This is a genomic window from Paenibacillus solani (assembly GCF_050475945.1).
Lineage (GTDB): Bacteria > Bacillota > Bacilli > Paenibacillales > Paenibacillaceae > Paenibacillus_AQ > Paenibacillus_AQ solani_A.
The window spans coordinates 342,087-356,380 of the sequence record NZ_JBCMXJ010000015.1 but is presented as its reverse complement, the minus strand read 5'-3'; the positions used below and the strand labels follow the sequence as shown (position 1 = coordinate 356,380).

Genomic DNA, 14,294 nt, shown 5'->3' with positions numbered 1-14,294 from the left:
CAAATCTCTCCTCTACCACCGTAGAGAAACGCCTGCAAAATCCATGCAGTTGTTTAGAGAAAAGGGTGTCTTACTTCATTGGACTAGATTACCTCGCATTCTTGGAATGAAATTATGGCCATTATAACAGATACTCTGTGTTTATTAAAGGGGCTTAAGCGTAAATCCACTTCTGTTACCCTTCTATTTAAAATACAATCCTTTTCCTAACTCAAAATCTTGTGCGATATCGTTATGAATCAAGGCGGTCCCGCTCACTTGCTCACTATCCTTCACTTTTATTCCATCTGAAACAGCAGGATATTTCCTGCCGTCAAACTGCAGCCTCACCTGTGTCAATTCTGCTCCACCGCCTGACATCTCCATGATCAGATCATGCCAGCCGTTTGTAAGGTTGTTGCTTACAATGACCGGGTTTCGAACAAGCGTGAACGTCTGAATGTGTTCATAACGCCCGTCCCTCTGCCGGAACAGCAGACCAGTATCCCCGCCCGATCCGCTCACATACATGCCGACAAGCTGGACAAATACCTCGTTCTGTCCATCCCCATCCAAATCAACATAATTATAATAATAACGAGTTTCCTTCAGCTCATCTGAAGCCAGTTCCATGACCTTCTTGATACTATTCTCCAGTTCCGGATTCGGGACCGTCTCTGATTTCAGATTTATGATACCGCCCGAATCCGAATTTTCCACATAAACGATGTTCTCTGACTTATCCCATGCAACAGCATGTCCAAGCTGCTCAGCAATTCCCCGAAGGGGTATGTATGTTGTCCCATCGATAAGTAACGGATTTAGCTTCTGTCCTTTTTCATCCTTAAACTCCACATTGTCACCTGATACATTTACTTTGACGTTATTGAAAGAGATCTTCTTTTCTTTGGAAACATCTCCAGCTGAAACCGTACTTACAGCAGCAGCCAATCCAATGGTCAGCACTGCCCCTGCCAGTATTCCCTTGACTCCGTCTAGCTTTATCATTCTTCTAGTCATCTCCTACGATGTCGTTTTGTTTATTACCTATATAAATTATAAAAGACAAGCACGACGAGGAAACTACGCCATGGTTACATGGATATGAAACTATATTCATAACTCGAACTTGCATTTAACAAGATTGATATATCTTAGGGACAAGGAATGTTTATCATCAATTAAGCAACAAAAAAACCCTTGCTGCGCAAGGGTTTCTTGTGAAACATATTCGTAAGCGGGTGATGGGAATCGAACCCACGCTACCAGCTTGGAAGGCTGGCCGTTCCACAGTTCATCGTTGCTCTATTGTATCAAAAACGCCGCCATATTAGTAATGTTTTGAAAGAAGGTAGTCTAAAGATGTCCATAATATCAATCTCTATAGAAGTAAAATGTTACATTTTGCCCCATAAATATTTGTAATGGAAGACCCTTGTCAGCTAAACAAAGGGACCTCTTCTATTTCACCAAGGGCCAGTGGGATATCAAAAACCCTTCTACAACCTTCACCATAAAAAAGAGCGCTAGGAGCTCAAATTATGCATATTGAGGTTTCTTAGAGTCATTGTTATCCTCTAAAGATTCCTTATCCTTAAGATTCTTATATTCCTTCAAAAATTGATTCATATTGGAATAAATCCGATCTAATTCGCGCTCTTTGCTTTCTTCTTGTTGCCTTATAATCCTCCGTATTGCATTACTGTATGCCTCTTCGTCAATTTTTCCTCGTTCACGTGAGAGTTCCAGGACCTTTTTCAGAATTGTAGCTTGTTCATCATGAAACATTCCTATCCCTCCTTTATCTTGATTATATACCCTATGCTGTTTCCTCGTCAAAAATCTCATCTTCTGGTATTTCTTGAGGTATATATGCATTAAAAATAAATAGCTCACTCGAGACAATAGCAAATAATGCTGCATACGCTTCACCTATCTCTATTGTCTCTTTCATCATAGGATTAATTGCATCAATAGTAAGTACCCCAAAAGGGAATACTGGAATACTTATTATAGCTTTATATCGACTTAAGGAATCTGGATTCTTAGACCATTCCATTGCCTCCTCTACATTGGGCTCGTAAACTGTTTTTCTTAATCTATAAGCTCTTCCAGCAACAGACGAATCGACACTTAATTCTCGATTATTGATATATCCATTCGGAAATCCTGAGCTTCCTTGGAACAAACGGAGTAATCTATTTTCATTCTCAAATATCCAGTAGCCGCATCTATGCTTTTCACCCGGTGAGAATTTGATATCTGCAGCCAAGGAATCCGTCATTTTCGCTAGTAAATTAGTCAACATATACCTAGTCTCTACAGATGACTTTGACCCTACCCTTATCAAGTCGAGAGTAGATATGTGAGCTGTTAAATTCTCCATCGCGGTACTTAACTGAGATGACATTCCATTAAAGCGCTCGTTTTCTTTCTCGAGAGAACGAATCTTCTCTTGCATATCTTTTATATTGTTCTCCTTGTCTAATACGCTGGATATCTTTCGTGCTCCTTTTGACAATAGAAATGATACATAAAAAAACAAAGCCACGATACCTATTCCAATAATACTAAAAACCCAGCTAGGTATCTTTTCAATAACTGCCTTTACTAGATCGCCGCCCATTGGAACCTCCGAAAGTTTTTCTTACATGATAATTCATTTACCTAGATTTGCCAATACAGAATATCAGCCAGATAAAGTGTTTTTGGGGTCTATTTTGAGGAACTTTGAGGAACTTTGAGGAACTTTGAGGAACTTTGAGGAACTTTGAGGAACTTTGAGGAACTTTGAGGAACTTTGAGGAACTTAGCGCTCCCTTTATAGAATATTATACCAGAACAAGCGTTCCTATTCAATAAAAAGAAGTCCACCAGCCTATGCGAGTAAGGTTCTTTACTCACCAATAGTAAATTGAGTGTCTACAAAGCTCTCAAATCGATTTTTTGGTGAATTAATGCCCGTAGACTGGACTGATTTGGACTACGATCGCAGTGCAATCTACATCGAGAAGCAAATCACTATAAACAAAGAAGGCCAAAAGGTTGGAAGTGAGGTGAAAACCATAGAATCCGAAGGGTGAGTATCGATGCCGGAATGGTATATGGATGAACTTAAACGCTTTGAACGCCAATGGAGAAAAGAGAAGCTTTTTTGTAAGAAATGGCTTGGCGGACAAACAGTACCTGTTCCATGGTGGAAAAGGTGTTATGTATTACCCGAGTACCGCAACCGGAAGATGGTCAAAATTTAAAAGAGAAATAATCTCCCTCATGTTAAGCCTCATGGGCTGAGACATACTGCCGGTATCCTCTTACGAGAGAATGGACCAAACCAAAGAACGATTTAAACATTCTTCAGACATACTAAACTTTTAACTACTAACCGATATACACACGAATCCGAAGTTGTTAGCCGGGAATTAATTGCCCCCTTGAGGAGCTTAATCCAAAAAGGATGCAATTTGCCCCATGATTTGCCTCATAGATAAAAAGTCGTCAGTCGTAAGTCGAAAAAAGGGCAAACAAAAAACCCTTGTGGGCCAAGGGTTTCAGGTGTTTCATAAGACTAAGCGGGTGATGGGAATCGAACCCACGCTACCAGCTTGGAAGGCTGGAGTTCTACCATTGAACTACACCCGCATATCAACCTACAAAAGTGACACTTTTGCGAGGTCTAAATGATAAGCGAATCGGGACGACACGATTTGAACATGCGACCCCCTGGTCCCAAACCAGGTGCTCTACCAAGCTGAGCTACGTCCCGATGATGATCATCTTCCTTTTGAAGACAAAAATAAATATACCATGCCGGAAAGTTAATTTCAACATGTATTTTATGGAAACTGTTATTTCCATGGTTAGAGAGCAAACAGCATCCTTCCTGCAAGGGAAGGACGCTGCGCTAAATTAATTACAAGACAGGCATCTGGATGGTTTCCAGCGCGCCCTTATTATTTTTTGTCGAAAGTCACTTCCGGTGTCGTCAATTTATCATAAAAGTCCACAATTTTATCCTTGTCTTCCGAAGCGCGAAGCGCCATAGCGGAGCGAGGATGTTCATCGAGGGTACCCGTAATCATGTAAGGCATGATATAACCCCACTCCTCTTTTTCACGAAGAGGAATCATAAAGCGCTCGATAATATCCAGAACCGGACGCAGCTCATACTTCGTGCCTTTCAGGTGGGTAACCAGAAGCTCGGTCGGACAGTTGCCGGCTGCACGCCCCATTCCGTATACAGATGCATCCAGAAGCTCAACGCCCAGATCTGCAGCGACCAGGGTGTTGGAGAACGCCAGCTGCATATTGTTATGGGTATGTACGCCCAGACGCTTGTTCGGCAGATGTTCCTTGAACTTATTCACAAGGTATTCCATGTCTTTATGATCAAGGCTTCCATAAGAATCAACGATATATACCACGTCTACGACGCTTTCTCTAATCATCTCAAAAGCTTCCATAAGCTCGTTCTCCATCACATTGGAGAGGGCCATAATGTTCAGCGTAGTTTCATAACCCCGTTCATGGAAGGTTTGAACCAATGCAAGCGCCTTATCCACGTCTTTAATGTAACAAGCAACACGGATGAGATCCAGCAGGCTTTCCTCACGTGGTAAAATATCGTCTTCATCCACACGGCCGATATCGACAAGTGCGGACAATTTCGTTTTTCCCTTATTCGGAATTACTTTTCTAAGGAATTCATCATCCAAAAAACGCCAAGGACCAGCTTGGTCAGCGCCTTTTAACAGTTTTGGTGAATTTTTATAACCGATTTCCATATAGTCCACGCCAGCCTCATTCAGGCTCGCATATAAATTTTGTACGAATTCTACGCTAAAATCCCAATTATTGACCAATCCGCCATCGCGAATGGTACAATCTACAATCTTTGTCTGACTACTCTTAATCATTCTAAGCTAAACTCCTCTCGGCAATTTTTCTCTTCATCATACTTGAAGCCCGGTTGAAAAGTAAAGCAAAACTGTCGATTGACGTACCATTACCACCCATTCCCTTCGGGTAACTTAGATATTGCATCCAGGGAAGATGATGTACTTCAATCCAACTTGTCCTGGGCCTGCCTGCAGATCCAATCAATCAAAGTGCGGACAAGCACGCCCGTTGCTCCCTTGGGGTCAAGCCCCCGCTCCTTCGACAAAAAAGCCGTTCCCGCAATATCGAAATGTACCCACGGCAGACCATCAGCGAAAGTACCGACGAAAAGACCGCCCGTTATCGTTCCGCCTTCGCGGCCGGTTTGATTTCTTATATCCGCAACGTCACTCTTTAATTTATCCCAGAATTCCGGATAAGAGGGCAGCGGCCATATTTTTTCGCCGGTCCTCCGTGAAGAGGCTATAAGTTCTTGCAGAAAGTCCTCATCATTGGTCACAGCGCCTGTAGCTATGTCTCCAAGTGCCGAGACGACGGCCCCCGTCAATGTGGCTACATCAATCAACCGGGTAGCACCCAGCTGCTTCGCATAGGTGATACCGTCCGCCAGTACGATGCGACCCTCCGCATCGGTGTTCAGAACTTCAATGGTACGTCCGCTTAAGGTCGTAATGATATCACCCGGTTTATAGGCGCTGCCACTCAATACGTTCTCCGCAGAAGGAATCACCATGATCACATTCGCCTTGGGACGAATTCGTCCGAGCGCCTCCATGACGCCTAGCACCGTCGCCGCTCCGCCCATGTCGCTTATCATATTTTCCATACCGGGCGTCCGTTTCAGAGAAACGCCCCCAGTATCAAAGGTAATCCCCTTGCCAACAAGGCCGATCACATCATCCCAGGTCTCGCGTCCCTGATAGCGAATCACAATCATGCGTGGAGGATGAACACTCCCTTTCCCCACGGCCAGGAGGCCGCCCATGCCTTTCTCAAGGATTCCCTCCTCGTCTAGAACCTGTGCTTCAAAATCATGCCGTTTCGCCAGCTGAAGAGCCCTCTGAGCCAAATCTTCAGGCAGCAGCATATTACCTGGCAAGTTCGTCAAATCGCGTGCCAGACAGGTTGCTTCCCCTATCGCTGCACCCTGCGACATCCCTTCAGTCCATCCAGCTGTCCATTCCGGCTTTAAATCTTCTTCTATATAATAGAGGATTTCTTCTAATTTCGTTGCTTCTGAAGCATCACGCTTATAATGCCGCTTGCGGTAGCCCCCAAGTACGCATCCCTCAGTTAATGCTTGAGCGGCATCCTGGGATGCCTGCTCATCCGTCAAGCTGACCATGGTAGACGGAATTCGAATAGCGGCGCTGTCTATTCCTGATTTCAAGGCGGCTTTAACCGCCTGAGCCGCTATCAGTCGCAGCTGCTCGGAGGTCAGAATGCCTTCAGGGCAGCCTACGAATATTAACAGGCGGGTTCTTCCACCAATGCTCTCCGGTAATATATAGGATCTGTTGGGCGTGCCATCAAATAGCCGGCTACCAGCCAACTGTTTTAGCATCGGATCCCAGGCAGTGGAGATTCCTCCTTCTGCTGCTTGTATTTTCGTAATGGGTACTATAATGGCATTCATTTCAATCTGTTCGGCTGTCGTATTACTTGTAAACGTCCATCTCATAGGGTCTCCTCCTAAAAAAGAAAAAGCCATTCCATCGGAACAGCTGCTCACACATTGAATTTGTAGAACCTGAATTCTTAAACTTCAGAAACGCTCACCTTGGGAAAGGTAATCACAAACTCCGTCCCGCTACCAACTTGGCTATCCACGGCAATCGAACCACCATGGTTTCTGATAATACTGTAACTTACAGACAACCCTAGTCCCGTGCCACTCTCTTTTGTTGTAAAAAAGGGATTAAACAGATGATTCAGTGTGTTCTGATCCATACCGCCGCCATTGTCGGATATATAGATGCAAATATGCTTCCCTGTATCACGGGCCGAAATATCAATCATCCCAGTTATGTTCTCATTCTCATCATGGTGCTCATGGATAGCATCCAGTGCATTTTTGATAATGTTAAGTATCACCTGTTTGATCTGTTTCACATCTACGGATATAAACGCAGGAGGGGTCTTGTTGGTATGCAGATTGATCTGGCATCCCTTCATCAAGGCTTCACTCTCTGTAAGAAGAACGACTTCCTTCAGTAGTGAGGGTACGGAGACGATCTTGGTCTCAGGAGCCGAGGGTTTGGAGGAATTTAGAAATTCATATATAATATCATTTGCACGATCGATCTCCGTAAGTATAATTCTGGCATACTCATCCTTACCCAAACTCACAAGGTGTGGACGAAGCAGCTGAATAAAGCCGCGAATAGATGTCAACGGGTTACGTATTTCGTGAGCGATGGAAGCCGAGATTTTGCCCAGCATGGCCAGCTTATCATTCTGATAAGCCGTTTGCTCAATTCGCTTGAAGTCAGATACATCCTTCACGCTAATTAGAAAATCTCCTTCCATTTGGTCCCCATAAGTCATGGTAATGAGCCAAGATCTCCCGTATTCATCAACCAGTTCATGCAATCTCTTACGATGAAACACCGATTCCCGAAAAAAACGAAGTATTTTTCTCTTCTTAAATCTGGAGAGCTGGGGATGGCGCAGTAATTGGGTCAATGTACAGCCAGTTAGCGATTTCCGGGGTACACCCAGCAACTTGGCCATCTGTACATTTACAAAGGCTAATACTCCGTTACTATCAAAGAGGATGATCCCGCTGTCGAGATTTTCTAGTATGTTCTCATACTTGTTCCTAATAAGCTGGCTGGAATGAAATGATCGAATTGCCTGCAGCTCAGATTCACGGATTTGACTCAACAAGATGGCTCCCCCATTTCTTGAAAAGTTGAACTCACCAAACCGACATTAAAAACATATATAAATCTGCTTGTCCGCTCTTCGCATCAGTAGCAGACTAAATCTTCTTCCTTTCATGATAGTCATCCAGGCAAAGAAACGTCAATCAGAAATCCTGTCGAAAAATGGAAAGTTGCATAAAAATACCATTCTAGATACCTAACCCGAACGAAAAAAATAAACATAACATGCACAACATTAAAAAAGCCCCGGGTCATCACGAGGCTTTATTTCCTGGATTAAGGTTGTTTCTGCAGCCGCAGGCGGCGCTGACTCATCACAGCCAGCCGTCTTTTCAGTTCGCCTTGCCACTTCTCATCTTCCATCCATTTGGCTACAACCAGGAGATCTAACGACATATCAATCTGGCTCTGAACGACTGTTAGCGGATCCTCGGACTCCCGGTTGACCACATTCTCAAATATGGAATCTTCATCTTCCATCACGTAATCCTGAAAATCCAACTGGGAGGCCCCATCACCATGGGCATATTCAGCTAGAATCTCATACTCATTCTCGACACGATGATGCACCTCAACACGGTGACAGACCGGACAAGACAGCAGGGGAACATTATGTACTTGAGTGCGATAATGCTTCAGTGTACCCTTTGTACCCATCATACTAGCCCCACAGCAAAAACTCATACCGTTCACCCTCCTTTTATGGATTCTTCATCATTACAAATTATTGTATTCGCTTTCATACTCTCTAATTCCTTCATGAAAATAACCGGATGAGAAAATTAGGATTTTTTTCCTACCTTAAGTCTGTTATCCTATTACGATCGCAAATCCGTTTCCCTTAAAGGAGTCTTCCCCTAATTTACCCAATACAGTCAGAGTGAAAAACCCTCATTATCTGCATATAATGTCAGATAATGAGGGTTGCCTTTATTTCGCAAAAAACAAATTACAGGTTTGTATCGCCCGGTTTCCAGTTCATCGGGCATAACCCGCCGGATTGAAGTGCTTGAAGAACACGAAGAGTTTCTTCAACACTGCGGCCCACATCGTTATGGTTAACGACTTGATACTTCAATTCGCCTTCCGGATCGATGATATACAAGCCTCGCAGAGCAACGCCTTCTTCTTCAATAAGAACACCGTAATCTCTAGCTACATTCTTGGTGATATCGGAAGCCAATGGGAAGTTCAATGCGCCCAGACCATTAGCTTCTTTAGGCGTGTTAATCCAAGCTTTGTGGCTGTGGATTGAGTCAACACTTACACCCAAGATTTCTGTATCCAATGCTTTGAATTGATCATAAGCATCGCTGAGTGCCGTGATTTCAGTTGGACATACAAAAGTGAAATCAAGCGGATAGAAGAAGAATACAAGCCACTTGCCGCGGTAATCCGACAAGCTGACTTTGCCAAAATCTTTACCGTCTCCCGATACAGTTTCCATCGTGAACTCTGGAGCTGCTTTACCAACCAAACGTTCTGCCATGATTGAATATCCTCCTTGACCTATGTATGAAAATATGCGTATTTTCTACACCTATGCATCTCTGAACATTTAATAGAAATGTTATCATTGAGGATATGCAAAGTCAAGATTATATATATTATTTAATAATAATTATTATAAATAACTAACTATCTTGGATGGATGTTTTCCTGAATTAACGGATTGATGCGGCGATCAAATCACCCATCTCCGTAGTGCTGAGCGCTTTGCTCTTATCCACGGCGATATCAGCTGTCCGATGCCCTGCGTCGAGCACTTCAGCAACCGCCCGTTCAATCGCATCAGCGGCATCCGCGTATCCAAACGTAAGGCGATACATGAGCGCTACCGAAAGAATCGTAGCAATTGGATTCGCCAAGCCTTGACCAGCAATATCCGGTGCGGAACCGTGTACCGGCTCGTACAGGCCAAAAGCTCCTTCTCCCATGGATGCGGATGACAGCATGCCGATCGACCCTGTCAGCATAGCTGCTTCGTCACTTAGAATGTCGCCGAACATATTCTCGGTTACGATGACGTCGAAACTAGACGGACGACGCAGCAGCTGCATCGCGCAGTTGTCTACCAGCACATGCTCCAGTTCTACATCCGGGTACTCGGGAGCGATGCGGTTTACGGTTTCGCGCCACAAGCGGGACGTTTCAAGCACGTTTGCTTTATCGACAGATGCAAGCTTCTTCCGGCGCTTCTGAGCAATCTCAAAGGCTTGATGTACAATGCGTTCTACCTCAGCAGTGCTGTATGCGCAAGTATCCACTGCTTCTTCGCCGCCAGCACCCTCGCGTCTGAACTTCTCGCCGAAGTAGATACCTCCTGTCAGTTCTCGAACGACCATCAGGTCTGTACCTTCGAGAACCTCAGGCTTCAATGTGGAAGCATCTTTCAAGCAATCAAAAACGACAGCCGGACGCAGGTTCGAGAATAAGCCGAGCTCTTTACGGATACCGAGCAATCCGGTTTCGGGACGAAGCTCCTTCGAATTGTTGTCCCATTTCGGTCCGCCAACTGCACCAAGCAATACAGCATCGGCGCTTTTACATACTTTGAGTGTTTCCTCCGGCAGCGGTGTGCCTTTCTCGTCAATCGCAATTCCGCCAAACAATGCATGTTCGGTCGTAAATGAATATCCAAATACCTCTTCGGTACGTCTTATGATTTTCTCCGCTTCCGCCACTACTTCAGGACCAATACCGTCTCCTGCGATTACCGCAATCTTCTTCGTTTCTGCCATCCTTCGTCACTCCTTATTTATGTACACTGATCGTATTTAATCATCTAGTTACTGTTTTAACATACTCACTATCAATTGACCAAGATATAGAAACTATGAACTTAATTCATTTTGCCTATAAGTGAGGGGAATGTGAATCAGGGAGATGGCATGCGTCGAAGAGTTGTACAGATGCTTCGAAGGATTGATGTGGGAGCTTCGAAGGATTGATGTGGGGGGCTCCGAGTACGTATCGCTCCTCCGATCGCTGTTGTCGCCGAATTTCTTGAATTATGGTATCTCGGTTGAAACTCGGCTCCAAAGGCGACCGCTCCGCTTCTCCGGAATCGATTCGTCCTCTCCGCTGCTTCGAAGCCGAATGTTAGGCAGGGTTCCCCGGAGATGAGCACATCTCCCTGATCACAATGGGTGGGGGAGATAAAGCGCCCTATGCATGAAGCCATGGGGCGGCTTTTGGTTACTACTTTTTTGCATTGCAACTATTGCTTCTGGCTTCTTGCACCTGCTTCTGATTCTGCTACTGCTTCGTGCTCTTGGATTCTGCTACTGCTTCGTGCTCTTGGATTCTGCTACCTGCTTCGTGCTTCTTGCAACTGCTTCTGATTCTCTTACATGCTCGTGCTTCGTGCTTCCTGCACCTGCTCCCGGTTCTACTACTTGCTCATACCTCCTGCACTTGCTCCTGATTCGGCTACTTCCTTCGTGCTCCCTGCTCCCGGTTCTACTACTTGCTCATACCTTCTGCACTAGCTCCTGATTCGGCTACTTACTCGTACATCATGCGCTCGCTTCACCTTTTCACAATTTCTAACGAGCATTAAGAACAGAAAACGATAGGTTTAGGTTTGCTACTTTTATTACAACCACATTAACGTTACCGAACGTCTTTCGTTATATTTTTCTACGCTAATACGCTACAATAGGGATGAAATTGTCCTATATCCTAAATGACCAAGGAGTGATCATTGATTATGCTGTACACTGCTCTAGGTAAATCCGGTATGCAAGTAAGTCGTCTGTGCCTAGGAACGATGAATTTCGGGCCCGCCACGGATGAGAAAGAAGCCTTCCGTATCATGGATGCGGCGCTTGATGCCGGCGTCAACTTCTTTGATACCGCCAACGTCTACGGCTGGGGCGAGAACGCCGGGCTGACTGAGACCATCATCGGACGCTGGTTCAAGCAAGGTGGAGGTCGCCGCGAAAAGGTTATATTGGCGACCAAGTTCTATGGCTCCATGAATGATCCCCTGGATGGTCCTAACAATGAGGCCGGATTGTCGAGTTATAAGCTGCGCCGGCATCTGGAAGCATCACTGAAACGTCTGCAGACGGATCATATCGAACTGTACCAGATGCATCACGTCGATCCTGCTGTTACATGGGACGAGCTGTGGGGAGCTTTTGAAGTAGCAGTCCATCAAGGAAAAATCGGGTATGTCGGATCCAGCAACTTTGCGGGCTGGCAGATTGCCGAGGCACAAGCCGCGGCCAAGAGCCGTCACTTCCTTGGCCTGGTTTCCGAGCAGCACAAGTACAGCTTGACCTGCCGATTGCCTGAGCTCGAAGTGCTTCCCGCCTCTCAGAAGCTAGGACTTGGTGTTATTCCGTGGAGCCCGCTGGATGGAGGATTGCTGGGACGCAATGCGCTTAAGAAAGTTGAGGGCACGCGCAGCGGAGGGAATGCCGAGCGTGTCGAGAAATATCGATCACAACTGGAACAGTTCGCTGAGCTTTGCCAAGAGCTGGGCGAACCGCAGGATTCTGTAGCTCTTGCTTGGGTGCTGAAGAACCCTGCCGTTACGGGACCGATTATCGGACCGCGCACGCTGGAGCAATTCGAAGGTTCCCTGCGCGCACTTGAGATTGAACTGGACGAATCCACAATGAACCGTCTGGACGAAATCTTCCCTGGACCAGGCGGAGCAGCACCACAAGCCTATGCCTGGTAAAAGTTGCATTTAAGTTTTCATCGTTTTGACCCGGAAGTTGCGAGACAATAATCTCTACATGAAGGGACAGCACACGGCTGGACCATTATATTTTGATACCAAAAAAGAGGGGCCGCATATACTGCGACTCCTCTTTTTCTTTGGATATCTCCATGGATTTCCCCACGTACCCTGAGTTACCCATCATTCATTGTTCCACATTAAGTATAAAATTACAGTGTTGCTCGCTCGCGCCGGCTGAACGTTTTGCGTTTCTCAATCAGAACGTTGACCGCATCCACGTAAGCTCTTGCACTTGCTTCCAGAATATCAGTGCTCAGGCCGCGGCCTTGTGCAGCCACATCGTTTTGTGTCAGTACCACATGCACTTCACCTTGAGCATCCTTACCATGGGTTACCGATTTGATGGAATAATCCGCAAGCGTCACTTCTTCACCGGTCACTTTGTCGATCGCATTATAAATCGCGTCTACAGAACCGTTGCCCTCGGCTTCTTCCTCAATCATCTGATCTTCTGTAGCAATGCGAACCCGTGCCGTTGGCGTTGATTCATTACCATAAGCGACAAAGATCGTTTCCAATTTGAAAACTTCCGGTGTATCGATCAATTTTTCTTCCAGCAAAGCCAGAAGGTCCTCATCGGATACTTCCTTCTTCTTGTCAGCCAGCACCTTGAATTTGGCGAATGCCTCATTCACCTGTTCTTCGTTCAAATCATAACCGAGATCCATCAATTTCTCCCGGAAAGCATGACGGCCGGAGTGTTTACCTAGTACCAGCTTGCTTTCCTTGAGTCCGATGGATTCCGGGGTCATAATTTCATATGTTGTCTTTTCTTTCAGCATTCCATCCTGATGAATACCAGATTCATGAGCGAATGCATTCGCGCCAACGATGGCTTTGTTGCCTGGAACGACCATACCGGTGAGCTTGCTGACAAGGCGGCTGGTGCGGGCAATCTCAGTCAGTGCAAGCCCTGTCCTTGCACCGAAGAATTCGGAACGTGTCTCCAGCGCCATTGCAATCTCTTCAATGGCGGTGTTGCCTGCCCGTTCTCCAATACCATTGATCGTGCCTTCAATTTGATCGGCGCCATTCAGAATAGCGGCCAGCGTATTGGCGGTGGCCATGCCCAGATCGTTATGACAATGTGCGCTCAGCTGCACCTTTTCGATATCAGGAACGTTTTCTTTTAAGTATTTGAATATGGCTCCATACTCCGAAGGGTATAAATAACCTACCGTATCTGGAATATTCACGACACTGGCGCCTTCGCGCACAGCCATTGCAACGACTTCAGCCATAAAATCCAGCTCAGTCCGTCCGGCATCCTCCAGGGAGAATTCCACTTTGGAAAAATACTTCTTGGCGTAACGGATGGAGGCTTGCGCTGTTTCCAGCACTTGCTGCTTCTCCATTCGCAGCTTGAACTTGCGGTGAATCGGCGAAGTCGCCAAAAACACGTGAATGCATGGGTCCTGTGCTCCAATAAGTGCTTCACGAACCGCATCAATGTCGCTCTCTCGGGAACGTGACAATCCGATGACGGTAACGTCCTTGACCGCGCGTGCCACGGCGTTCACAGCTGCAAGGTCTCCGGGTGACGCCGCTGGAAATCCGGCTTCCATGCGGTCGATTTTCAACTTTTCGAGTTGAAGGGCCATTTCCACCTTTTCCCGAGTGTTCAAATTCACGCCTGGTGATTGTTCCCCGTCTCTCAGTGTTGTATCAAAGACATAAATCTTTCGCATTGTCGGCACCTCCTTGAAGTTTATCACGCTTGAGGGAAACACCCGGCGGCAGGTTCGTATATCCCCTGCCGCCGGCTGCTTCAT

12 protein-coding genes and 2 tRNA genes are annotated in these 14,294 nt (G+C 45.9%); 2 read left to right on the top strand and 12 right to left on the bottom strand.

The features are described from left to right. Positions 1-183: 183 nt before the first annotated feature. The 3 genes from ABEQ74_RS16620 to ABEQ74_RS16610 form a co-directional block, all read right to left on the bottom strand. On the bottom strand, positions 184-987 hold the full coding sequence (locus ABEQ74_RS16620; RefSeq protein WP_430123240.1) for a stalk domain-containing protein: 804 nt from the start codon (positions 985-987) through the stop codon (positions 184-186). 531 nt (positions 988-1,518) lie between these two features. Then, a complete protein-coding gene (locus ABEQ74_RS16615; RefSeq protein ID WP_430123239.1) occupies positions 1,519-1,767 on the bottom strand; it encodes a hypothetical protein in 249 nt (82 codons plus the stop codon). A gap of 31 nt (positions 1,768-1,798) precedes the next feature. Beyond that, positions 1,799-2,605, bottom strand: a complete 807-nt coding sequence (locus ABEQ74_RS16610; protein ID WP_430123238.1) for a GAF domain-containing protein — start codon at positions 2,603-2,605, stop codon at positions 1,799-1,801. A gap of 463 nt (positions 2,606-3,068) precedes the next feature. Here ABEQ74_RS16610 and ABEQ74_RS16605 point away from each other — a divergent pair, with 463 nt between their 5' ends. Further along, on the top strand, positions 3,069-3,233 hold the full coding sequence (locus tag ABEQ74_RS16605; protein WP_430123237.1) for a hypothetical protein: 165 nt from the start codon (positions 3,069-3,071) through the stop codon (positions 3,231-3,233). A gap of 317 nt (positions 3,234-3,550) precedes the next feature. Here ABEQ74_RS16605 and ABEQ74_RS16600 read toward each other — a convergent pair. The 8 genes from ABEQ74_RS16600 to leuB form a co-directional block, all read right to left on the bottom strand. Beyond that, a tRNA-Gly gene (locus ABEQ74_RS16600) sits at positions 3,551-3,621 on the bottom strand. 50 nt (positions 3,622-3,671) lie between these two features. After that, positions 3,672-3,745: transfer RNA gene (locus ABEQ74_RS16595), tRNA-Pro, on the bottom strand. Positions 3,746-3,932: 187 nt separating this feature from the next. After that, positions 3,933-4,895 (bottom strand): aldolase catalytic domain-containing protein, encoded by a 963-nt coding sequence (locus ABEQ74_RS16590; RefSeq protein ID WP_430123236.1) that lies wholly within the window; start codon positions 4,893-4,895, stop codon positions 3,933-3,935. 146 nt (positions 4,896-5,041) lie between these two features. Beyond that, positions 5,042-6,559: a leucyl aminopeptidase gene (locus tag ABEQ74_RS16585; RefSeq protein WP_430123235.1), complete on the bottom strand. Its 1,518-nt coding sequence runs from the start codon at positions 6,557-6,559 to the stop codon at positions 5,042-5,044. A gap of 77 nt (positions 6,560-6,636) precedes the next feature. Further along, positions 6,637-7,767, bottom strand: coding sequence for an ATP-binding protein (locus ABEQ74_RS16580; protein ID WP_430123234.1), 1,131 nt, complete (start codon positions 7,765-7,767; stop codon positions 6,637-6,639). A gap of 275 nt (positions 7,768-8,042) precedes the next feature. After that, entirely contained in the window at positions 8,043-8,450 is a 408-nt protein-coding gene (locus ABEQ74_RS16575; RefSeq protein ID WP_430123233.1) for a hypothetical protein, read from the bottom strand. Between the two features lie 265 nt (positions 8,451-8,715). Continuing rightward, positions 8,716-9,255, bottom strand: coding sequence for a peroxiredoxin (locus ABEQ74_RS16570; RefSeq protein ID WP_430123232.1), 540 nt, complete (start codon positions 9,253-9,255; stop codon positions 8,716-8,718). 175 nt (positions 9,256-9,430) lie between these two features. After that, positions 9,431-10,507: a 3-isopropylmalate dehydrogenase gene (gene leuB / locus ABEQ74_RS16565; protein ID WP_430123231.1), complete on the bottom strand. Its 1,077-nt coding sequence runs from the start codon at positions 10,505-10,507 to the stop codon at positions 9,431-9,433. A 971-nt stretch (positions 10,508-11,478) separates the two neighbouring features. Here leuB and ABEQ74_RS16560 point away from each other — a divergent pair. Beyond that, positions 11,479-12,459, top strand: a complete 981-nt coding sequence (locus tag ABEQ74_RS16560; RefSeq protein WP_430123230.1) for an aldo/keto reductase — start codon at positions 11,479-11,481, stop codon at positions 12,457-12,459. Between the two features lie 212 nt (positions 12,460-12,671). On the opposite strand, the gene ABEQ74_RS16555 is transcribed toward ABEQ74_RS16560, so the two are convergent. After that, positions 12,672-14,210, bottom strand: coding sequence for a 2-isopropylmalate synthase (locus ABEQ74_RS16555; RefSeq protein ID WP_430123229.1), 1,539 nt, complete (start codon positions 14,208-14,210; stop codon positions 12,672-12,674). Positions 14,211-14,294 lie beyond the last annotated feature (84 nt).

Excerpts from the sequence above, each read along its gene's own strand:
- ABEQ74_RS16620 (WP_430123240.1), bottom strand. The coding sequence starts at position 987 with ATGATAAAGCTAGACGGAGTCAAGGGAATACTGGCAGGGGCAGTGCTG.
- ABEQ74_RS16615 (WP_430123239.1), bottom strand. The coding sequence starts at position 1,767 with ATGTTTCATGATGAACAAGCTACAATTCTGAAAAAGGTCCTGGAACTC.
- ABEQ74_RS16610 (WP_430123238.1), bottom strand. The coding sequence starts at position 2,605 with ATGGGCGGCGATCTAGTAAAGGCAGTTATTGAAAAGATACCTAGCTGG.
- ABEQ74_RS16605 (WP_430123237.1), top strand. The coding sequence starts at position 3,069 with ATGCCGGAATGGTATATGGATGAACTTAAACGCTTTGAACGCCAATGG.
- ABEQ74_RS16590 (WP_430123236.1), bottom strand. The coding sequence starts at position 4,895 with ATGATTAAGAGTAGTCAGACAAAGATTGTAGATTGTACCATTCGCGAT.
- ABEQ74_RS16585 (WP_430123235.1), bottom strand. The coding sequence starts at position 6,559 with ATGAGATGGACGTTTACAAGTAATACGACAGCCGAACAGATTGAAATG.
- ABEQ74_RS16575 (WP_430123233.1), bottom strand. The coding sequence starts at position 8,450 with ATGAGTTTTTGCTGTGGGGCTAGTATGATGGGTACAAAGGGTACACTG.
- ABEQ74_RS16570 (WP_430123232.1), bottom strand. The coding sequence starts at position 9,255 with ATGGCAGAACGTTTGGTTGGTAAAGCAGCTCCAGAGTTCACGATGGAA.
- leuB (WP_430123231.1), bottom strand. The coding sequence starts at position 10,507 with ATGGCAGAAACGAAGAAGATTGCGGTAATCGCAGGAGACGGTATTGGT.
- ABEQ74_RS16560 (WP_430123230.1), top strand. The coding sequence starts at position 11,479 with ATGCTGTACACTGCTCTAGGTAAATCCGGTATGCAAGTAAGTCGTCTG.
- ABEQ74_RS16555 (WP_430123229.1), bottom strand. The coding sequence starts at position 14,210 with ATGCGAAAGATTTATGTCTTTGATACAACACTGAGAGACGGGGAACAA.